At 63.3% G+C, this 19,470-nt stretch carries 19 protein-coding genes and 1 tRNA gene; 6 read left to right on the plus strand and 14 right to left on the minus strand.

Annotation, left to right across the window (positions count from 1 at the left end):
- Window positions 1–12: 12 nt before the first annotated feature.
- From ACYPXD_RS00255 to ACYPXD_RS00265, 3 genes are all read right to left on the minus strand, one after another.
- Window positions 13–3,264: an efflux RND transporter permease subunit gene (locus tag ACYPXD_RS00255; RefSeq protein WP_459706129.1), complete on the minus strand. Its 3,252-nt coding sequence runs from the start codon at window positions 3,262–3,264 to the stop codon at window positions 13–15.
- A gap of 34 nt (window positions 3,265–3,298) precedes the next feature.
- Window positions 3,299–4,636 (minus strand): efflux RND transporter periplasmic adaptor subunit, encoded by a 1,338-nt coding sequence (locus tag ACYPXD_RS00260; RefSeq protein ID WP_459706131.1) that lies wholly within the window; start codon window positions 4,634–4,636, stop codon window positions 3,299–3,301.
- 243 nt (window positions 4,637–4,879) lie between these two features.
- The gene (locus tag ACYPXD_RS00265) at window positions 4,880–5,752 is read right to left on the minus strand and encodes a gamma-glutamylcyclotransferase (protein WP_459706134.1); all 873 of its coding nucleotides are present in this window, start codon (window positions 5,750–5,752) and stop codon (window positions 4,880–4,882) included.
- A gap of 140 nt (window positions 5,753–5,892) precedes the next feature.
- Between ACYPXD_RS00265 and ACYPXD_RS00270 the strand changes: the two genes are divergently transcribed.
- A complete protein-coding gene (locus tag ACYPXD_RS00270; RefSeq protein WP_459706136.1) occupies window positions 5,893–6,585 on the plus strand; it encodes a CBS domain-containing protein in 693 nt (230 codons plus the stop codon).
- Window positions 6,586–6,593: 8 nt separating this feature from the next.
- Entirely contained in the window at window positions 6,594–6,911 is a 318-nt protein-coding gene (locus ACYPXD_RS00275; protein ID WP_459706139.1) for a hypothetical protein, read from the plus strand.
- Window positions 6,912–6,956: 45 nt separating this feature from the next.
- Here ACYPXD_RS00275 and fnr read toward each other — a convergent pair whose 3' ends face one another.
- The 6 genes from fnr to ACYPXD_RS00305 form a co-directional block, all read right to left on the minus strand.
- Window positions 6,957–7,802, minus strand: coding sequence for a fumarate/nitrate reduction transcriptional regulator Fnr (gene fnr, locus ACYPXD_RS00280; RefSeq protein WP_459706141.1), 846 nt, complete (start codon window positions 7,800–7,802; stop codon window positions 6,957–6,959).
- Between the two features lie 10 nt (window positions 7,803–7,812).
- On the minus strand, window positions 7,813–8,226 hold the full coding sequence (locus ACYPXD_RS00285; RefSeq protein ID WP_459706412.1) for a response regulator: 414 nt from the start codon (window positions 8,224–8,226) through the stop codon (window positions 7,813–7,815).
- Window positions 8,227–8,364: 138 nt separating this feature from the next.
- The gene (locus ACYPXD_RS00290) at window positions 8,365–9,012 is read right to left on the minus strand and encodes a response regulator (RefSeq protein WP_459706143.1); all 648 of its coding nucleotides are present in this window, start codon (window positions 9,010–9,012) and stop codon (window positions 8,365–8,367) included.
- A 207-nt stretch (window positions 9,013–9,219) separates the two neighbouring features.
- Window positions 9,220–10,077, minus strand: coding sequence for a universal stress protein (locus ACYPXD_RS00295; RefSeq protein WP_459706145.1), 858 nt, complete (start codon window positions 10,075–10,077; stop codon window positions 9,220–9,222).
- Complete coding sequence (locus ACYPXD_RS00300; RefSeq protein WP_459706147.1) at window positions 10,074–10,583, minus strand: universal stress protein; 510 nt, start codon at window positions 10,581–10,583, stop codon at window positions 10,074–10,076. Before ACYPXD_RS00300 ends, ACYPXD_RS00295 begins: the two co-directional genes overlap by 4 nt.
- 27 nt (window positions 10,584–10,610) lie before the next feature.
- Complete coding sequence (locus tag ACYPXD_RS00305; protein ID WP_459706149.1) at window positions 10,611–11,453, minus strand: universal stress protein; 843 nt, start codon at window positions 11,451–11,453, stop codon at window positions 10,611–10,613.
- A gap of 304 nt (window positions 11,454–11,757) precedes the next feature.
- On the opposite strand from ACYPXD_RS00305, the gene ACYPXD_RS00310 reads away from it, so the two are divergent.
- The gene (locus tag ACYPXD_RS00310; RefSeq protein WP_459706151.1) at window positions 11,758–11,976 is read left to right on the plus strand and encodes a PAAR domain-containing protein; all 219 of its coding nucleotides are present in this window, start codon (window positions 11,758–11,760) and stop codon (window positions 11,974–11,976) included.
- A 163-nt stretch (window positions 11,977–12,139) separates the two neighbouring features.
- Here the strand turns inward: ACYPXD_RS00310 and ACYPXD_RS00315 are convergent, their stop codons facing one another.
- Window positions 12,140–13,033, minus strand: coding sequence for a LysR substrate-binding domain-containing protein (locus ACYPXD_RS00315; RefSeq protein ID WP_459706153.1), 894 nt, complete (start codon window positions 13,031–13,033; stop codon window positions 12,140–12,142).
- Between the two features lie 94 nt (window positions 13,034–13,127).
- On the opposite strand from ACYPXD_RS00315, the gene ACYPXD_RS00320 reads away from it, so the two are divergent.
- On the plus strand, window positions 13,128–14,339 hold the full coding sequence (locus ACYPXD_RS00320; protein ID WP_459706155.1) for an MFS transporter: 1,212 nt from the start codon (window positions 13,128–13,130) through the stop codon (window positions 14,337–14,339).
- A 10-nt stretch (window positions 14,340–14,349) separates the two neighbouring features.
- Here ACYPXD_RS00320 and ACYPXD_RS00325 read toward each other — a convergent pair whose 3' ends face one another.
- Window positions 14,350–14,634 (minus strand): hypothetical protein, encoded by a 285-nt coding sequence (locus ACYPXD_RS00325; protein ID WP_459706158.1) that lies wholly within the window; start codon window positions 14,632–14,634, stop codon window positions 14,350–14,352.
- A 187-nt stretch (window positions 14,635–14,821) separates the two neighbouring features.
- On the opposite strand from ACYPXD_RS00325, the gene ACYPXD_RS00330 reads away from it, so the two are divergent.
- Complete coding sequence (locus ACYPXD_RS00330; protein WP_459706160.1) at window positions 14,822–15,088, plus strand: hypothetical protein; 267 nt, start codon at window positions 14,822–14,824, stop codon at window positions 15,086–15,088.
- 160 nt (window positions 15,089–15,248) lie between these two features.
- Entirely contained in the window at window positions 15,249–15,686 is a 438-nt protein-coding gene (locus ACYPXD_RS00335; protein WP_459706162.1) for an ester cyclase, read from the plus strand.
- A gap of 98 nt (window positions 15,687–15,784) precedes the next feature.
- On the opposite strand, the gene ACYPXD_RS00340 is transcribed toward ACYPXD_RS00335, so the two are convergent.
- The 3 genes from ACYPXD_RS00340 to ACYPXD_RS00350 all read right to left on the minus strand — a co-directional run bounded on the left by ACYPXD_RS00340 (window position 15,785) and on the right by ACYPXD_RS00350 (window position 19,463).
- Window positions 15,785–15,861, minus strand: a tRNA-Met gene (locus tag ACYPXD_RS00340).
- A 158-nt stretch (window positions 15,862–16,019) separates the two neighbouring features.
- On the minus strand, window positions 16,020–17,678 hold the full coding sequence (locus ACYPXD_RS00345; protein ID WP_459706164.1) for an MFS transporter: 1,659 nt from the start codon (window positions 17,676–17,678) through the stop codon (window positions 16,020–16,022).
- A 228-nt stretch (window positions 17,679–17,906) separates the two neighbouring features.
- A complete protein-coding gene (locus ACYPXD_RS00350; protein WP_459706166.1) occupies window positions 17,907–19,463 on the minus strand; it encodes a sensor histidine kinase N-terminal domain-containing protein in 1,557 nt (518 codons plus the stop codon).
- Window positions 19,464–19,470 lie beyond the last annotated feature (7 nt).

Raw genomic sequence — 19,470 nt, forward strand, 5'->3', positions numbered from 1 at the left:
TTTCCTTCTCGCCTAGTCTTCGTAAGCCGGTTCGGGTAACTGAACGGTGGGAGCAGCCTTACCGCTCGGGCCGTCGCGATCGCCGCTGTCATCGGGGCCGTGAATATGCGGATGGTGACCGTGCTTGTCTTCGAGATGCTTGCCGCCCGCGAGCTTGCGCAGCAGCACATAGAACACGGGCGTCAGCATCAGGCCGAACAGCGTCACGCCAAGCATGCCGAAGAACACCGCGATACCCATTGCGCGACGCATTTCGGCGCCGGCGCCGGTCGAGATCACAAGCGGCACCACGCCCATGATGAAAGCGATCGACGTCATCAGAATCGGCCGCAGCCGCAGGCGGCTCGCTTCGATCGCCGCCTGCACGATCGAGCGCCCCTGCATTTCGAGCTCGCGCGCGAATTCGACGATCAGAATCGCGTTTTTCGCGGAGAGTCCGACGAGCACCATCAATCCGATCTGCGTGAAGATGTTGTTGTCGCCGCGAGTCAACCACACGCCGGTCAGCGCGGAGAGCAGCGTCATCGGCACGATCAGCAGGATCGCGAGCGGCAGCGTGAGGCTTTCGTACATCGCGGCGAGTACGAGGAAGACGAGCAGTACGCTGATCGGGAACACCCAAAGTGCGGAGCTGCCGGCCAGCACCTGCTGATACGTGAGATCGGTCCATTCGAACTTCATCCCGCGCGGCAGGGTTTCCTTCGCGATACGTTCGATCGCCGCCTGCGCCTGACCGGACGAATAGCCGGGCGCGGGGCCGCCGTTGATGTCGGCCGCCGTGTAGCCGTTGTAGCGCACGACCATCTCCGGGCCATACGTCGGCGTGACTTTCACGAGCGACGACAGCGGCACCATCTCGCCGTTCGCATTGCGTGTCTTCAACTGGCCGATGTCGTTTGCCGTCGCGCGGAACGGAGCATCCGCCTGCGCGCGCACCTGAAAGACCCGGCCGAACTTGTTGAAGTCGTTGACATAGAGCGAGCCGAGATAGATCTGCATCGTGTCGAACACATCGGTGATATCGACGCCAAGCTGCTTCGCCTTCACGCGATCGAGATCGACGTTCAGCTGCGGCACGTTGATCTGATAGCTCGAGAACGACGGCCCGAGCTCGGGCGCCTGCGCGGCTTTCGCGAGGAACGCTTGCGTCGCGCTGTTCAGTGCCTCGTAGCCGAGCGCGCCGCGGTCTTCGATCTGCAGCTTGAAGCCGCCGAGGGCGCCGAGGCCGAGCACCGGGGGCGGCGGGAACACGGCGATCTGCGCGTCCTTGATCGCGCCGAACTTCGCGTTGAGCGCCGCGACGATCTCGTTGGCCGATTCACCTTTGTGACGTGTCTTAGACGGTTTCAGCACGACGAACAGCACACCGGCGCTCGACGAGTTCATAAAGCCGTTCACCGACATGCCCGGATACTCGACCGCGCTTTCGACGCCCGGCTGCTTCAGCGTGATGTCGGCCATCTCGCGAATCACCTTTTCCGTGCGTTCGAGCGATGCGCCGTTCGGCAACTGCACGATGCTGACGAGGTAGTCCTTGTCCTGTGCCGGCACGAAGCCGCCGGGGACGATCTTCGCCATCAGACCGGCCGCGGCGAGCAGCACGCCGTAGATCACGAGCATCGCGGCCTTGTGGCCGATCACTTTGCCGACGCCCTTGCCATACGACTCGGAACCGCGTGCGAACACCTTGTTGAACACGCGGAAGAACGGGCCGAACAGACGGTCGATCCCGCGTGTCAGCGCGTCCTTCGGCGCGTGATGATCGCGCAGCAGCAATGCGGCGAGTGCCGGCGACAGCGTCAGCGAGTTGAACGCGGAGATCACGGTGGAGATTGCGATGGTCATCGCAAACTGTTTGTAGAACTGGCCCGTGAGGCCCGACATGAAAGCGAGCGGCACGAATACCGCGACGAGCGTCAACGCGATCGCGATGATCGGGCCGCTCACCTCCTGCATCGCTGCATAGGTCGCTTCGAGCGGCTTCAACCCGGCGGCGATATTGCGCTCGACATTCTCGACCACCACGATCGCATCGTCGACGACGATGCCGATCGCCAGCACCATGCCGAACAGCGACAGCGCGTTGATCGTGAAGCCGAACGCGAGCATCAGCGAGAACGTCCCGACAATCGACACGGGTACCGCAAGCAGCGGAATGATCGACGCGCGCCAGCTTTGCAGAAACACGATCACGACAATCACCACGAGCACGATCGCTTCGATCAGCGTATGTACGACAGCGTCGATGCTTTCGCGCACGAACTGTGTCGGATCGTAGACGATGCGATAGTCGACGCCGTCGGGCATATCGCCCTTGAGCTCGTTCATCGTCTTGCGGACTTCATCGGAAATCTGCAGCGAGTTCGCGCCCGGCTGCTGGTAGATGATCAGCTGTGCCGACGCCTTGTTATCGAGCAGCGCACGCAGCCCGTATTCCTGCGCATCGAGCTCGACGCGCGCGACGTCGGCGAGACGCGTGACCGCGCCGTCCGCCGACGTTTTCAGCACGATATTGCGGAATTCCTCTTCGGACTTGAGCCGGCCCTGCGCGTTGATCGAGAGCTGCATCGGTACGTTTTCGCTCATCGGCGGGCCGCCGACGAGACCGGCCGCGACCTGCACGTTCTGCTCGCGGATCGCCTTCACGACGTCGGACGCGGTCATGTTCTGGCGCGCGACCTTGGTCGGATCGAGCCACACGCGCATGGCGTAGTCGCCGGAACCCCAGAGCACCACTTCGCCGATGCCGGGGATGCGCTCGAGCCGCGTCTTCACGTTGATCAGCGCGTAGTTGCGCAGATACGTCATGTCGTAGCGGTCGTTCGGCGACACGAGGTTCACGCCCATTACAAGCGTCGGCGCGGCCTTCACGACGGTCACGCCGAGCCGCTGCACGTCTTCGGGCAAGCGGGGCAAGGCCTGCTGCACGCGGTTTTGTACGAGCTGCGTCGCGAGGTCCGGGTTTGTGCCGAGCCTGAAGGTGACGGTGGTGGTCATGTTGCCGTCGCTATTCGCTTGCGACTGCATGTACAGCATGTTTTCGACGCCGTTGATTTTTTCTTCGAGCGGCGACGCGACCGTTTCCGCGATGACCTTCGGGTTCGCGCCCGGATATTGCGCGCGAACCACAACCGATGGCGGCACGACTTCCGGGTACTCGGAAGTCGGCAGCATCGTCAGCGCGATGATGCCGCCGAGCAGAATGATGACCGACAGCACGCCCGCGAAGATGGGCCGGTCGATAAAGAATCTGGAGATGTTCATGATGTTTTTTCCGAATCCTGTCGAAGTGGGCGCGTCATGAGGCGGACTTGGAAGTCGACGTTGAAGCGGACTGTGAAGCGGACGTTGAAGCGGACTGTGAAGCGGACGTTGAAGCGGACTGTGAAGCGGACGTTGAAGCGGACTGTGAAGCGGACTGTGAAGCGGACTTTGAAGCGGACTTTGAAGCGGCGGCGGATTTCGCCGCGCCGGTCATCGGGACCGCGTGCGGTATGACGCTGTCGCCGGGGCGGGCGCGCTGGATGCCGTTCACGACGATCCGCTCGCCCGCGTTGAGTCCTGACGCGACGACGCGCAGGTTGTCGTGCAGCGCGCCGAGCTCGACTTCGCGGTATCGGACCTTGTTCGACGCATCGACGACGAGCACGTATTTCTTTGCCTGGTCGGTGCCGATCGCGGCGTCGTCGACGAGAATCGCCGGATGCGCGGCGCCGCCGCCCACCTTCACGCGCGCATAGAGGCCGGGCACGAGCGCGCCGTCCGCGTTGTCGAAGCTCGCGCGCACGCGGATCGTGCCGGACGTCACGTCGAGCCGGTTATCGACCGACGTGATGACGCCGTTGCGCGAATAGCCGCTTTCGTCGGCGAGGCCGAGCGATACCGGCACCTTGGCGTTGCGGTCGTGGCCGAGGTATTGCAGATACGTTTGCTCGTCGACGTCGAACGATGCGTAGATCGGCGACACGGAAACCAGCGTGGTCAGCACCGGCGCATTCGCGCCGGCCGACACGACATTGCCGAGCGTCAGTTCCGCGCGCGATACGCGGCCTGAAATCGGCGCCGCGATCGTCGTGTAGCCGAGGTTCACGTTTGCGGCTTCGAGCGCGGCTTGCGCCGCTTTGACGCCGGCTTCGGCTTCGCGCGATGCATTCTGCTTTTCGTCGTAGTCGCGCTTCGCGATCGCGTTGTCGGCGAGCAGGCGTTCCGCGCGGGCGGCGTCGGTGGTCGCATAGATCGCGCGCGCTTTGGCGGCGGCGAGCTGCGCCGCGGCGCGGTCGACTTCGGCCTGATACGGGCGCGGGTCGATCGTGAAAAGCGCATCGCCTTTCTTCACGAGCGCGCCGTCCTTGAAATGCACGGCGACGATCGTGCCGGGCACGAGCGGACGCACGTCGATATGGTCGATCGCGTCGAGGCGGCCCGAATAGCTTTGCCAGTCGGTGACCGACTGATCGAGCACGCTCGCGACATCGACTTCCGCGGCGGGTGGCGGGGCGTCGGCGGCATGCGCGCTGGTCACGGGGCTGACGTCGCGTTCGTGCAGCGTCAGACCGATCCCCGCGGCGGTGCCGGCGACCAACAGCGCACCGATCGCAATCGATAGCCGTTTCCGGTGTTTTACATTCTTCACCATGACTAGTGATCCTTAATAAATAGAACTGTTTCGTGACGCGTGGTTGATGAGCGAGCTCAGCCAGCCGCCGCGGGCAGGCCGTTGTTCAGTGCATCGGCAACGGCCTCGAGCGTTGGCAGCAGTATGGTTGGCGCGCAGGCGGCGATAAAGACGGCGTTCGGCGACGCTTTGTATCCTGGCCGGATACAGTTCAATGGCGCGGCGCGAGGAGCCTGCGTGGCAGCGCGATAAAGGCGCGGCGCGTTACTTGTGGGGGGCTGCCAGACGCCGGATTTCGCCCGCGAGCTGTTCGACGTACCGGTCGGTCAAGCCGGCTTTGTCGAGCGACGCCGCAAGGCTCTGCACATACTCGCGGTTCGTCCCGTGATGACCGCAGGCGGTAGCGACGAGCGGCGCCACGGTTTGAACCGACGCATCCGCTTCGTATTGCGATCGAGTGCGGTCGGCGACGAAGACAATCGCATGCGTATGCGTGCCGTCTGCGAAGGTGATGGGCGCCCAGGTCGGCTGATAGGAGCCCGCGACCATTTCACGAACCCAGACGAGCCGCAGTTCTTCGTTCATCGATGCCGGCGCGAGTCTCAGCGCAATGCCGGCCGCGCTGCCGCCGGGTTCGAGCGCGAGCATGCGGCCGGGCGCATCGGGGCTGCCGCGACCGGCGGTCACGCGCAGGCAGAAGCTGCGGTGCCAGCCGTGCAGCGTGGCGGTTGCGCGGGCCTCGAAATCGATCAGCGGGTTCCACATGAGCGAGCCGTACGCAAAGACCCAGATGGGGCCGCTGTCGTCATGCGGACGCTGCGCGAGCGTTTGCGCGAGCGAGGCTTCGATGCGCGGAGCCGTCCACAGCGTTTCCATGGGAAGGTCGCTGAAGCTGTCGAGATAGGCGCCGGAAAGGAGGGCGTCGCGTGAGAGCATGATGAGTCGGCTTGCGGCTATGAGCGTGTGTATGGGAACGCACAGCAGCAGCCGTTGGCCGGCACGTTGCGCGTACCGGCAGTATCCGCACGAAGAGACGCGGGATAAACGCACCTCGTGGAGACGCTTCGTCGCCGCCGCGGCGACAATGGTGAGCAACGGCGCGCGCCGTTGACCCAAATCAACCCGCCGCGCACGCAAGAGCGGAAGATATAAAACAAGGCTCGCAGAGCCCAACCGGAGGCCTCGGCACGCGGCGCACCATGCGCCCGTGCGTACGCCCGACCCGCGCTGCAGGTGAGGCCCATGAGGACCTGTAGCGATCAATCGGAGAAACCGCTATGCGCGCACTCGACATCATGACGACGCCGGTCGTGACCACTACGCCGGAAACGGCGATCCACGAAGCAGCGAGACTGCTCGCGGATCACCGCATCAGCGGCATGCCGGTCGTCGATGCGGCCGGCAATATCGTCGGCATTATCAGCGAAGGCGATCTGCTGCATCGCGTCGAAACCGGCACCGATGCGGCGCGCCGTTCGTGGTGGCTCGATTTTCTGGCGGGCACGCGCGAACTGGCTACGCGCTACGTGAAGGAGCACGGGCACAAGGTGCGGGATGTGATGAGCGAAAACGTGATTACGATCGATGAAAGCACGGCGGTCAGGGACATCGCGGACACCCTCGAGCGGCACCGCATCAAGCGCGTGCCGGTGCTGCAGGACGGCCGGCTGGTCGGCATCGTCAGCCGCTCGAATCTGATTCGCGCGCTTGCCGCCTTTACGCAGGCCGAAGCGGACGACAGCACTTACGACGACGCCGCGCTGCGCGATGCGGTCGTCGACGCGCTCGCCGGTTATCGCTGGGCGCTGCCGAAGGGCAGCGTGTTCGTGAAGGACGGCGTCGTGCACCTGTGGGGCGTGATCGAATCGGAGCAGGAGGGGCGGGCGATCTGCGTCGCGGCCGAAAGCGTGCCGGGCGTCAGGGAGGTCGAGAGCCATCTGGCGTTTCCGGTCATCATTCCGGCGTTATAGAGGCGCATATGGGCGTCGGCATGCAAATCGTCTATCTCGGCTTTGCCGGCTCGCGTACGCTCGAAGGCGAGGCAGGCGCGCAGCTCGTGCGGCTCGAACGCTACAGCGCGATTCTGTCGGCGGTACGCCTGGCGATCGAAGCGATGGGCATGATCGGCGCGCAGACCATGTACGACGCGCGGCTCGACTTGCTGCTGCTGTCGCGCGCCGATCGTTACCGGCCCGTGGCGCGCTGTTCGCATGCGAATGCACAGGAGGCGGTGCGGCGCGCATTCGATGCGGCCGAGTGCGAATTACGGACGATTGCCGCGGGCGCGGTGCGATGAGGCTGATGCCTGCGGCCGGCGCTTTGCGCCGACGCCGGTCGAACCTCAGACTTTTGCGAGCCTTTCCGGATCGACAATGCGAATCTGCTTGCCGCGCGTATCGATCAGCCGTTCGCGCTGGAAGCGCGAGAACATCCGGCTCACCGTTTCGAGTTTCATGCCGAGATAGCAGCCGATTTCCTCGCGCGTCATGCGCAGATTGAACTCGGCGGGTGAGTAGCCGAGCGCCTTGAAGCGTTTCGACAGATTGAGCAGAAACGCGGCGACGCGCTGTTCGGCGGTCATCGTGCCGAGCAGCATCATCAGCGACGATTCGCGCACGATCTCGCCGCTCATGATCTGGTGCACGTGATGCTGCATCGAGCGGATCTCGCGGCAGACCGCCTCGAGCTGCGCAAACGGAATCACGCAGACCACGCTGTCCTCGAGTGCGATCGCGTCGCCGTTGTGACGGCCCGAGCAGATGCCGTCGAGCCCGAGCGCTTCGCCGGCAATCTGAAAACCGGTGACCTGTTCGCGGCCGTCGCGATGCATCACCACCGTTTTAAACGAGCCGAGACGCACCGCGTAGATGCTCTCGAATTCGTCGTTCGTGCGATACAGCGCGTCGCCGCGCTGCACGGGCCGCGTTGCGCAGATGATCGAATCGAGCTGCGCGAGCTGGGATGCGGTCAGATCGACCGGCATGCAGACGCCGCGCATCGAGCAGCCCGAGCAGCGGGCGATGGCAGAGCGCGTTTGAGCGCGGTTTGGGGCCTGTCTGGGGGCCTGTGTTTGAGCCTGTGTTTGAGCTTTTCCCGCATAAATGACACGCACCGCTTTCGGCGCGGCTGCCGCAGCGGCGGCGGGCAATACCGGCAACGCGGGGTCCTGAACGGTTTCGGATGACATGCGCGACTCCTTATCGGTCGGCGACGCGCGTCGAACGCGTCATGGCAAGGGCTTCGATCGTGCGACAGGCGGCGTCGAACTCGGCGGTCTTGTCGAAGAAGTAATGCGCGCCGGCAGTCTTGCATGCCGCGCGGAAAGCGGGTCCGGAATGGTTGGTCAGCGCGATCGTGACGACGCGGGGCATCGTCTGCGTCAGGGCGGCGATCAGATCGATGCCGCTTCCGGACGCGAGGCGCAGATCGACGACGGCGACATCGGCGCTGTGTGCGCGGATCGCCGCCAGCGCCGTTTCGCCGTCTTCCGCTTCGCCGACGATCAGCACTTTTGCAATTGCACTCAACAGCAACGCGATGTTGCGGCGTACCGACACGGCATCTTCGACAAGAAAGACGCGCAGGGCGTCGAGCGGCTGACCGGTTTCCATGATCGCCAGTATCGACGCCGCTATCTCAAAATTAAATCGGCAACGGTTGGAGTTGAAGTAGGACGTGGGGAATGGTTGTAGGGGGATTCCTACAATTTTCCGCAACTTCCGGCAATTTGCCGCCGTGTCGTGTCCGGCTTAGACCTCGTCGAGGTCGCCGAACAGTTGATGCCGCATTGCGTAGCGCACGAGCGCCGCTTCGTGCGGCATCTGCATTTTTTCGAGGATGCGTGTTTTGTATGTGCTGACGGTTTTGGAACTGACGCACAGTTCCTGGGCGATTTCCGTGATCGTCTGGCCGGCCGCGATGCGGCGGAACACATCGAATTCGCGGTCGGAGAGCCGCTGGTGCGGCAGCGCGTCGGTGGGTTCGTTCAGGCTTTGCGCAAAGCGCTCGGCCATCGCGAGGCTCACGTAGACGCCGCCCGCGGCGATTTTCGTTACCGCGCCGACCAGCTCGGCGCTCGCGCTTTCCTTTGTCAGATAGCCGGACGCGCCGGCCTTGAAGGCGCGCACCGCGTATTGCTGTTCGGCGTGCATGGTCAGGACGAGAACGCGCAGCGCCGGCTTTTCGTCCTTGATTTGCCGGATCAGTTCGATGCCGTTGCGGCCCGGCATCGAGAGGTCGAGCACGAGCACCTGAGCGCGCGTGGAGCGCGTCAGCGCGACGGTCGTGGCGGCGTCGCAGGCTTCGCCGGCCACTTCGAAGCCGGCCGCGCCCTGCAGGATATGGCGCAGGCCGTCGCGAACCACCGCGTGGTCATCGGCAATCAGAACCCGGATCATGAGTGGCTGTATTCCTGTTGCACGGGGCAGCATCGATGTTAACCGCTCTGCGGTCGGATGTGCGTGCCATGAGGAATCGGGGGCGGGGGCGGAGCCGGAGCGCTGAGGCGGGGCGGGGCGGGGCGAGGGGGGCGCGATGCCGCGGCGAGCGCGCTTTGCGTTTTTTCGCGAAGCGCGCGCCGCGCACCGTTGTCTAGCGGTTCGACTTCAATGTGACATGAGCACCGGCACGGTCATCGATTCGAGCATCGTGCGCGTTACGCCGCCAAGCACGCGCTCCTGCGCGCGCGGATGGCCGAATGCGCCCATCACGAGCAGGTCCGCGTGCAGGTCGGCGACACGGTTCAGAAGCGTCGCGCCGGTGCTGACGCCGGCGACGGCGGGCGTCGTTGAGAACGACGCGCGGATGCCGTGGCGTTCGAGGAAGGCGGCGACGTCGATGGTGGCGGCCGGCTCGTGGTTCGGTGCGTTCTCTGGTGTGCCGCTGCGGCCGTGCGATCCGACCGACTCGATCGTCACGAAACGCGCGCGTTTGATCAGCGCGAGCGAATCGGACAGCGCGCGCGCCGCTTCGCGGCTGCCGTCCCACGCGATTACGACGTTTTCGCCGAGCGTCGCCGCGACGTTGCCCGCATAAGGCAGCACGAGCGCGGGACGTCCGCTTTCCATCAGCAGGTCTTCGATAAAGTGTCGCGCGACGTAGGACGCCGGGTCTTCCGGATTGCGCTGGCCCAGTATGAGCAGATCGGCATGCCGCGCGTGCAGCGTCGCGGTCTCGATGGCGGGCCCCGGCGGTGCGCGCCATTCGACGTTGCGTGCGGCACGCTGCGCGGCATCGAGAAATGCCGTTTGCGCGCTCAGTTGCCGTTGCACGTGCTGCTCTTCGAGGGTGGACAGATTGAGGCTGTCGTCGAATCTGAAGAGCGGCTGGAACAGGTCCTGGCTGACGATGTAGAGCCCGATCAGATGCGCGTCGAAGCGCTGCGCGAGATCGAGCGCGACGGCAACCCGCGCCGTGCTGTGGCGGCTATCGTCGATATGGACCAGTAAGGTCTTGTAGCTCATGGGAGCTCCTTTTGCGCGGGGTGTGATGCGGTCACGGTTGCGTCGCCGGCGGATGGCTGCGCGCTCGACGGAATCAGCAGCACCGCGCAGGGCGCGCCGCGTATGACGCGTTCCGCGACGCTGCCGAGTACGAGGCGCCGGAAGCCGCGCCTTCCGTGCGTGCCCATCACGATCAGATCGGCTTCGCAGGCGGTCGCCGACAATTGCAGGCGCTGCGCGATGTCTTCGCTGAGCGAATTCGTGTCGACGACGCGCGGACTGCCGTTGATGCGCAGCTTCGCCATCCGGTCGCGCGCGTCGGCGATCACGCGTTCGCCTTCGGCGCGCATCGCGTCATGGATCGGTACGGGATTGAACCCGGGCGTGCCGATCGCGATGCCGGGCATGTCGACGACGTAGACCGGATGCAGCAGCGCGTGGTTTTCGCGCGCGAGACGCAGCGCGGCTTCGAGCGCCTGATGCGAGGTGTCGCTGCCGTCGAGTGCGACGAGGATGCTTTTGTACATGATGGATGCTCCCTGGGGATACGGCGTCTAACGCGACATCAGCACGGGCATGGTCATCGATTGCAGGATAGTGCGTGTCGCTCCGCCCATCACGAGTTCGCGCCAGCGCGAGTGTCCGTATGCGCCCATCACGATCATGTCGCAGCCCTGATCGTGTGCGGTTGACAGCAGCACGTCGCCGATCGGTGCGTCCTTGCTTGCGTCGACATCGAGCACGTCGACGGCCGCGTCGTGGCGGGCGAGCGTCAACGCGATATCGGCGCCGGCGAATCGCTCGCCGGGCGGCTCGCCTTGGGTGCCGCGCACCGTGACGACCGTGCATTTCTTAGCGTGTGAGAGAAAAGGGACCGCGTCGTAGGCGGCCCGCGCGGCCTCGCGACTGCCGTCCCACGCGACGAGGATGCGTTCACCGATCTTGTGCGCCGCGCCGCTCGCATACGGAAACAGCAGTACGGGCCGCCCAGCGGCCATAACGACGGTTTCGGCGAAGTTCTCGTCGATAAACGACTCGGGGTCGTGCGCATTGGTCTGACCCATGACGACGAGGTCCGCGTAACGCGCGTGCCGCGGCACGTCCGAATTCGCGGGGCCATTTGCACAGACGAATCGTGCGTCGACCTTGGCGCGCAGCGCTTCCGCGTGAAAGAGCCGCTCGATCGCGCCGCGTTGCTGCTCGCGCCGCTGCTGGTGGGCCGCGTAGTAATCGGAAGTGCCGGCCATCACGTAGAACGCGCGGGAGTCGGGTTCGAAGGTCGCGTAGAGGCCTGTCAGATGCGCGTGGAAGCGCCGCGCGAGATGTAGCGCGGCGTCTAGCCGCTGCGGGGTACGTTCGCTGTTGTCCAGATGGACGAGAAGAGATTTGTAGCTCATCGCAGTCGCTCCGTTTCGAGCGGCGGGCGGAATGGGCGCCAGCCTCTGGTTGAGTGTAGGAGGGTGGGGCGGGTGGGGCGTTGATTCAGATCAAGGGGGAGGAGATGCGTGAGGCGCGGAAGCGCGGAGCTAGACGTTCGGATGCCTGGTATGCGGCAGTATCGTAAGTTTAGCGATATTGATCGTGCTCCGAAATTTTCTTTTCTGATCGCGATCGATTGTCTCCGATTATGTCGTCCGGTATTGAAGAGGCGCGGGAACAAGCTGCGGTAGCCACTGATATCGATGATAAGGAAACGAAATCATGCCGGAGCAAAAGAACGATGCGACCTATTTCTTCGCGACCCTTGGTGCGCGCACGCAACGTGGCGGCCGAGTGACAAAGGTGTCGACGCACATTGAATGTGACGGGCTCGCGTTCGCGCGGGTCGGCGACATCGTTACCTGCGAGGATGGCAGGACGGGCGTTGCATCACAGTGTGCGACGGCGAAGAAATTCCCGGTCTCTTCGTATTTCTTATGAAGCGAGCGTTATCTACTACCGCATTCGGTGTGCCGACGTATGGACGGAAGTTGAGAAGGCGTTCGTACGGAGGCATGCGAATCGGTTGGGCGCCAAGTAGTCGTTTATCGGCACCTTGCCAACGCGGCCCGGTGTCACGCTGCGTGACACCGGCTCAGCGTCCCTACCGCGACACGAGCGACTGCCCAAGTTCGACGAACCGCTCAACACACGTCGACGAAAACGGTTCGCGCCAGATGACTGTCTGCTCGAACACATACGGTTCAGCCAACGGCACATAAGCAACACCCGAGCGCTGCAACGCCGATGTAAAACTGGGCACGACCGCGACTCCACGCTCCGCGGCTACTAGCGATATCAACGTCGTCATCTGCGAAGCGGTCGGACCCATGCGAGGAGTAATGCCCGCTCGCGCACACAGTTCATCGAGCGCCGCATTTAGCGCAGCACCGTATCCGGGCGGATAGTTCAGGAAAGTCTCTTCGCCGAGTTCGGCAAAATCGATTGCCGCCTTATCGGCGTAAGCACTCGTCGAAGGCACCGCGACGACAAGCGAATCGCGAGAAACGGTCAACGACTGAATGCCTTCTTTAGCCGTCTTCGCGGCTGACCACCCGAATCCGATATCGAGCGTTCCATCGGCAATCTGCTGCATCTGATTTGCCGACGACACTTCCCGAAACAGCAACTCCACATCGGGCAAATGACGGCTCACGTTGCGCACGATGTCGGAGAAAACATCGGACATCGGAATCGAGCTCGAGTATCCGATTACGAGACGTCCGATTACACCTCGGGCCATTTTGCGCGCTGTCGCTTCCGCTTCGTCAACCGCCTGAAGGACCGCGCGCGCCTGCTCGAGAAACAGCGCACCTCCGGACGTCAGCCGCACCGCCCGGGTCGACCGGTCGAAGAGGCGTATGCCGAGTTCGGTTTCGAGCGCGGTGATGTGGCGAGTCAACGGAGGCTGCGCGATACGCAGACGGGCCGCTGCGCGGCCGAAGTGCAATTCCTCGGCGATGGTCACGAAGTAACGCAGACGGCGCAGGTCGAGCATTTTTATCGATCCGGTATCAATGGCGACAGAAACGGTATTGGCGTGCGCGAAGTTGGGCGATCAGACTGTCCATCGGTCAAACAGGAAGATATCAGTGGGCAATCGAACGGTTCGGATCGCGTTTTTTCTTTGCGGGCTTGCTGCGTTTCTCAATCTGTATGCGACGCAGGGCATTCTGCGTGAGCTCGCCGTCGCGTTCAATGTGAGTGCGGAACGCGCAGGGCAAGGCGTCAGCGTGACCACGCTCGCCGTGGCGATTATCGCTCCGTTCGTGGGTCGGCTGTCGGCACGATTTGAGAGGCGGAAGGTGATCGCGTTTGCTGCGGTGGCGGCCGCGTTGCCCGTTATCTGGTCCGCGCATGCGACCAGCTTCTCGTCGTTTCTTGCGGCGCGTTTCGCTGCCGGTGTATTGATGCCGTTTGTCTTTGCGATTTCAGTCGCGTTTATCGGCGAGTTGTTTGGTCGCGACGAAGCGACAGAGGTCAATGCACTGTTCGTCGCGGGTACGACGCTGGGTGGGTTCGCGGGGCGGTTTGTGACGAACTCGATGACATCGTTCGCTGATTGGCGTGATGCGCTGGATGTTCTGGCGTGGCTCTGTGTTGCAACCGGTGTCGTGCTCTATGCGTGTTTGCCGGCGTCTCGTGCTCATGCTCATGCGGCGCGATCCAATAACGACAATTCGAAAGAGACTTCGACATGGATGCTGTTGAAGAGTGGTCCATTGCTGGCTTCGTTTTTTGTCGGTGCGTGCGTGCTTGCCTCGCAAGTCGCGACGTTCACGTTTATCGGGCTGCGGCTTGTTGACGCGCCGTTTCACTTCAATACGGTCGAGATCGGCGCGATCTACGCGGTGTTTCTCGTCGCGGTGGTGGTGACGCCGCTTGCGGGGCGAGTCGCTAGGCATCGCGGACCACGAACAACTGCGCTTGCAGCAGTTGTGCTCGCGTTGCTGGGTGCGCTGCTGACGCTCTCCGATAGTGTCGGCGTGATTCTGATTGGGCTTGCGCTTGGGTCGACCGCGGTGTTCGTCGAGCAGGCATCGGCGAATTCGTTTATTTCGCAGGTGGCGGGTGCGGCGAGATCGACGGCGATTGGCGTTTATCTGTCGTTCTACTACTTCGGCGGAAGTCTTGGATCGGTGCTGCCGGTGCCTGCGTGGAAGGCCTGGGGATGGGCGGGATGTGTGGCGTTTGTGGTGGCGGCGCAGATGGGGGTGGGGGTGCTTGTGTTCTTCTTCTGGACGGCGGATGCGTTAGCCGGACCTTGGAAAACGAGACCGCGTATCGAGCAGGTGATCCTGTAGGGCTGCGGGGTTATTCCAATTTGTTTAGAAGCGACTGCGCCTGCTCGAGCAACGCCCGGGCTGCCGCAAACTCGTTCCGACCGACCAACGCGAGCGCCGCTTGCGCCGTCTGCACGAAGAGCGCGCCATCCAACGCTGCGTCCCGCTCTATCCGACCGCCGGACTTTTCGAGTGTACGAAAAAACTCGAGCAGTCCAACGGCGTCGGCGCGCATGCCGTCGGGGCCGGCCTTGGCCAAAATCTCCGCCGCCGCTGACAGTTGTCGAAGCGCTGTAAAGATGTCGATGCGTTCCATGACAGAATTCCTCGATAAACAGGCCACGCCAACCAAGTCACGCGAACCGAGCACCACACACGACGTTACGCGCAGTTACAGAACCGAACGTTAAGTCGCACCTGCTTTGTCCTCGCCCTCCTAGAATGCGCCTCATCTCCTCTATCCCGCAACCGGTCAAAGGCCGACCGGACACACAGAGGCCGTGATGAATTCCGCCGCGGAGGACAAAATGCCTGAGTGGATGTCAGTCACCGCAAGCAAAACCGTCGACGGCGAAACCGTCAGCGCGGAGTTTTTATGTGACACCGGCCGTCTGCGGGTTGTGAGTGGCAACACGCTTCGGTTGGAGTGGTTTCCTCCGCATTCATGGATCGCCATTGCGTCCGTTTCGGGGCACAGCAAATGGGGTACGCGGCCCGACGAAGGCGATCTGCTTCTGCTGATCGACAACGTTGCAGGCTCGCCTGAGTAAGCGTCGTTCAACACGAGGGTGAGCCCGCCAGTCACTCCTTCTTCACTGCAATGCAAGTGCGCGCACGCTATGCTACGTAAAGCAGACTGAAACGACGAGCGGACGACGGCCGCATCGTCGACCGGTACTCCGCGTTGTTGGATGGCTTAGGAGCAGCGACATGACTTCATCGAGCGAACAGGCTGTGCGAGACACGATCGAGCGGTTCTATCTGGCGTTTTCCACGAAGGACATCTCGCTGCTGCGCCAGGTGGTCACGAGCGATTGGGAATACATCCCCGAGCCGCCTCACGCTGTCCCGGGACCCGAAAAGATGAGCCAGGTTTTCGAGAACATCGTCACCGCACTGCCCGACATGAAGGTGCATATCCTCGACCTGCTCATTCATGACGACCGTGTCGGTGTCCGCGCCGAGGTGACGGGTACGCAAACGGGCAAGCTGCTCGGCATCGAAGCGACCTCGAAACAGGTTCATTTCGCGATCCATTCTTTTCACCAGATGCGCGACGGGCTGGTTGCCCGGACATGGCATCTGGAGGACTGGCTCGCGGTGTTCCGGCAGTTAGGGGAGTTGCCGAAGCGCTTCGACCTCGCGTGAACCCGCGAAGGTGAAGGGGCAAAACTAAAGACGCGCAGAATCGGAGGCATAAAAGAAAAAGCCGCTATCCCTTTCGGAACAGCGGCTTTCTTTAAAACTGGTGGCGAATCAGGGATTCGAACCCCGGACCTGCGGATTATGATTCCGTCGCTCTAACCGACTGAGCTAATTCGCCGTAAGAGGGAAGATTATAGGGAGGTCGGCAGGGGTCGTCAACCCCCACCGAAGCCCCTATCAAACGGACCCTCGATCTACATCACAAGACAAACCGGAGGCACAGCACACCACACCGGCGCCATCGCCAGCATCAGCCGGCGCCGGCCTGTCCGCCCGTCAGTCCTGCGCGTAGATATTCGAGTCCTTGGTCTCCCGCACAAAAATCAGCCCGATCACGAACGTCGCCAGCGCGATGACGATCGGGTACCACAGCCCCGAATAGATATTCCCTTTGGCCGCCACAATCGCGAAGGCCGTCGCCGGCAGGAAGCCGCCGAACCACCCATTGCCGATGTGATACGGCAGCGACATCGACGTGTAGCGAATCCGCGTCGGGAACATCTCCACCAGCATCGCGGCGATTGGTCCATACACCATCGTCACGTAGATCACGAGGATGGTCAGGATCACCACCGTCATGACCCAGTTGATCTGCGCCGGGTCGGCCTTCGGCGGATAGCCGTCCGCCTTCAATGTCGAACTCAACTGGCCGTCGAAGGCTTTGCCCAGTTCCTTCGCGTCCGCGGCCTTGCCGTCATACGCATTGATCACGGTGTCGCCGACCTTGATCTGCGCGATCGTTCCCGGCGGCGCCGCGACGTTCTCGTAGTTCAGGCCCGACTTCGATAGCGCGCTCTTCGCGATGTCGCACGACGTCGTGAACTTCGACGTGCCCACCGGGTTGAACTGGAACGAGCACTCGTTCGGGTCCGCGATCACGACGATCGGGCTCTTCTGCGTCGCGGCTTCCAGCGCCGGGTTCGCATAGTGCGTGAGCGCCTTGAAGAGCGGGAAGTACGTGAGCGCCGCGATCAGGCAGCCCGCCAGAATGATCGGCTTGCGGCCGATGCGATCCGACAGCGAGCCAAAGAACACGAAGAACGGCGTGCCGATCAGGAGCGCCAGCGCAATCAGGATATTCGCGCTCGTGCCGTCCACCTTCAGCGTCTGCGTCAGGAAGAACAGTGCGTAGAACTGGCCCGTGTACCAGACCACCGCCTGGCCGGCCGTCAAGCCGATCAGCGCGAGAATCACGACTTTCAGGTTCTTCCACTGGCCGAACGCTTCGGAGAGCGGCGCCTTCGACGTCTTGCCTTCCGCCTTGATGCGCAGGAACGCCGGCGATTCGCTCAGCTGCAAGCGGATCCACACCGACACCGCCAGCAGGATCAGCGAGGCGATGAACGGAATGCGCCAGCCCCACGCGCCGAACGACTCTTCGCCCATCCACGTGCGCACGCCGAGAATCACGAGCAGCGACAGGAACAGACCGAGCGTCGCCGTCGTCTGGATCCACGACGTGTAGAAGCCGCGACGATTGGCCGGCGCATGCTCTGCCACATACGTCGCCGCGCCGCCGTACTCGCCGCCGAGCGCAAGACCCTGCAGCAGCCGCATCGCGATAAAGATCACCGGCGCGGCGATGCCGATCGACGCGTAACCGGGCAGGAAGCCCACCACGCAGGTCGACAGACCCATGATCACGATCGTGATCAGGAACGTGTACTTGCGGCCGACGAGGTCGCCGAGCCGTCCGAACACCAGTGCGCCGAACGGCCGCACCGCGAAGCCCGCGGCAAAGCCCAGCAGCGTGAAGATGAAGCCCGCGGTCGGATTGACGCCGGAAAAGAAGCTCTTGCTGATGAAGGCCGCGAGCGAGCCGGCCAGGTAAAAGTCGTACCACTCGAATACCGTGCCCAGCGACGATGCGAAGATCACCCGCTTCTCATCGGCTGTCATCGGCGCGTGCGAGACCTGCCCGCTTACGGTAGCCATATGTCGTCCTCCAGTCCTGATTTATAAGCGCGGTCGCCCCGGTCGGGCGAGCCGTGCCCCCGATTATTGGAGTGGAAACTTACGGCCTACTGACTCAGATTTGTCTGAACGTGTGCCCCGTTGCTTTTCGGAACGGCGGCGATATTCTTCTAAATTCGGCAATTGTCGCCGTAAATTCGCATAACGTTCGACTTCGACGCCTTCCCGTCTTTCGATATTTCCTGACGGTTAGGGTAAGTCCCGTGCGCGTCCACGCGCCCTCAAACTGACACGTGCGAGCGTGCCGGCGAGCCGCGGCGACGCCTGATAGACGTTGTCGTCGATGGTCAGCGTGCCGCCGTGCATCGTCGCGATTTCGCGCACGATCGCGAGGCCAAGGCCACTGCCGTCGCCTTCGCGGCCGAGAATCCGGTAGAAGCGCTCCACTACGCGTTCGCGTTCCGCGGCCGGTATGCCGAGCCCGGTGTCTTCCACTTCGAGATGAACCCAATGCGGCCCGTCGTGCGGCGGTTCCTCGCGCACGCGCACCGTCACGCGCCCGCCGGGCGGCGTATAGCGGATGGCGTTGTCGATCAGATTCGACAGCATTTCGCGCAGCATCACCGGATTGCCCTCCACTTCGACGGGCACGTCCGGGCCTTCGTAGCCGAGATCCATCTGCTTCGCGAGCGCGGCCTGCACCCAGTCGCGTACCGCATGGCGCGCGACATCGGTGACTTCGACCGGCGTAAATACCTGGCCCGACATCCGGTTCTCCGCGCGCGCCAGCGCAAGCAATTGCGTGACGAGCCGCGCCGCATGCTCCGAACTCGTCGCGATCTGCTGCAGCGAGCGTTGCACTTCGGCCGGCACGTCCTGGCGCAACGCGAGTTCCGCCTGCGTGCGCAAGCCGGCAAGCGGCGTCTTCATCTGATGCGCGGCGTCGGCGATAAAGCGCTTTTGCAGCTCCATGTTCTGCTCGAGGCGCGTCAGCAAGTCGTTGAACGACGTGACGAGCGGTTCGATCTCGGGCGGCGCGCGTCGTGCTTCGAGCGGCGACAGGTCGTCGGGACGCCGCGCGCGGATATGCGATTGCAACGCGTGCAACGGCGCAAGGCCGCGCGATAGCCCGAACCAGACCAGCACGATTGCGAGCGGCAGGATCACGAACTGCGGCAGGATCACACCCTTGATGATGTCGTTCGCGAGCTGGCTGCGCTTGTCGAGCGTCTCGGCGACCTGCACGAGCACGGGCTGCGCACCTTGCGTCTGCGGGAATTCGACGGTTGTGTAAGCGACGCGGATGTCGTTGCCATGCAGCACGTCGTCGCGGAATTCGACGATGCCGGGCTGCGGCCGGTCGTCTTCGCGCGGCAGCGGCATGTCGCGCTCGCCGCCGACGAGTTCGCCGCGCGTGCCGAGCACCTGATAGAACACACGATCTATATTGTCCGAGCGCAGGAAGTCGCTCGTCGCATCGGGCAGCTTCAGCTCGGCGATGCCGTTGACAGGCTGGATCTGGCGCGCGAGCACGTACGCATCGGTTTCGAGCGCGCGGTCGAACGGCGCATTGGCAATCGACTTCGCGACCAGATACGTGACCGCGATGCTCATCGGCCATAGCAGCAGTAACGGCGCGAGCATCCAGTCCAGAATTTCGCCGAACAGCGAGCGGGGACGCGTCTCGGCGGCCGCTTCGGTTTCGTCGGGCGGCGCGAACGGATTCGCGTAGCGGGCGTCGCGGTCTTCGTCGAGGTTCGCCGCGTGCGCCGGAGCAGCCGTGGCGCGATCTGCGCGGGCGGACATGGCGCGG

The sequence above is a fragment of the Paraburkholderia sp. 2C genome, assembly GCF_054589215.1.

What these genes read in the sequence shown, in the direction of transcription:
- ACYPXD_RS00260 (WP_459706131.1), bottom strand. Translation starts at nt 4,636, where the DNA reads ATGGTGAAGAATGTAAAACACCGGAAACGGCTATCGATTGCGATCGGT.
- ACYPXD_RS00350 (WP_459706166.1), bottom strand. Translation starts at nt 19,463, where the DNA reads ATGTCCGCCCGCGCAGATCGCGCCACGGCTGCTCCGGCGCACGCGGCG.
- ACYPXD_RS00295 (WP_459706145.1), bottom strand. Translation starts at nt 10,077, where the DNA reads ATGAGCTACAAGACCTTACTGGTCCATATCGACGATAGCCGCCACAGC.
- ACYPXD_RS00290 (WP_459706143.1), bottom strand. Translation starts at nt 9,012, where the DNA reads ATGATCCGGGTTCTGATTGCCGATGACCACGCGGTGGTTCGCGACGGC.
- ACYPXD_RS00255 (WP_459706129.1), bottom strand. Translation starts at nt 3,264, where the DNA reads ATGAACATCTCCAGATTCTTTATCGACCGGCCCATCTTCGCGGGCGTG.
- ACYPXD_RS00270 (WP_459706136.1), top strand. Translation starts at nt 5,893, where the DNA reads ATGCGCGCACTCGACATCATGACGACGCCGGTCGTGACCACTACGCCG.
- ACYPXD_RS00325 (WP_459706158.1), bottom strand. Translation starts at nt 14,634, where the DNA reads ATGGAACGCATCGACATCTTTACAGCGCTTCGACAACTGTCAGCGGCG.
- ACYPXD_RS00310 (WP_459706151.1), top strand. Translation starts at nt 11,758, where the DNA reads ATGCCGGAGCAAAAGAACGATGCGACCTATTTCTTCGCGACCCTTGGT.
- ACYPXD_RS00330 (WP_459706160.1), top strand. Translation starts at nt 14,822, where the DNA reads ATGAATTCCGCCGCGGAGGACAAAATGCCTGAGTGGATGTCAGTCACC.
- ACYPXD_RS00285 (WP_459706412.1), bottom strand. Translation starts at nt 8,226, where the DNA reads ATGGAAACCGGTCAGCCGCTCGACGCCCTGCGCGTCTTTCTTGTCGAA.
- ACYPXD_RS00300 (WP_459706147.1), bottom strand. Translation starts at nt 10,583, where the DNA reads ATGTACAAAAGCATCCTCGTCGCACTCGACGGCAGCGACACCTCGCAT.
- ACYPXD_RS00275 (WP_459706139.1), top strand. Translation starts at nt 6,594, where the DNA reads ATGGGCGTCGGCATGCAAATCGTCTATCTCGGCTTTGCCGGCTCGCGT.
- fnr (WP_459706141.1), bottom strand. Translation starts at nt 7,802, where the DNA reads ATGTCATCCGAAACCGTTCAGGACCCCGCGTTGCCGGTATTGCCCGCC.
- ACYPXD_RS00305 (WP_459706149.1), bottom strand. Translation starts at nt 11,453, where the DNA reads ATGAGCTACAAATCTCTTCTCGTCCATCTGGACAACAGCGAACGTACC.
- ACYPXD_RS00345 (WP_459706164.1), bottom strand. Translation starts at nt 17,678, where the DNA reads ATGGCTACCGTAAGCGGGCAGGTCTCGCACGCGCCGATGACAGCCGAT.
- ACYPXD_RS00335 (WP_459706162.1), top strand. Translation starts at nt 15,249, where the DNA reads ATGACTTCATCGAGCGAACAGGCTGTGCGAGACACGATCGAGCGGTTC.
- ACYPXD_RS00315 (WP_459706153.1), bottom strand. Translation starts at nt 13,033, where the DNA reads ATGCTCGACCTGCGCCGTCTGCGTTACTTCGTGACCATCGCCGAGGAA.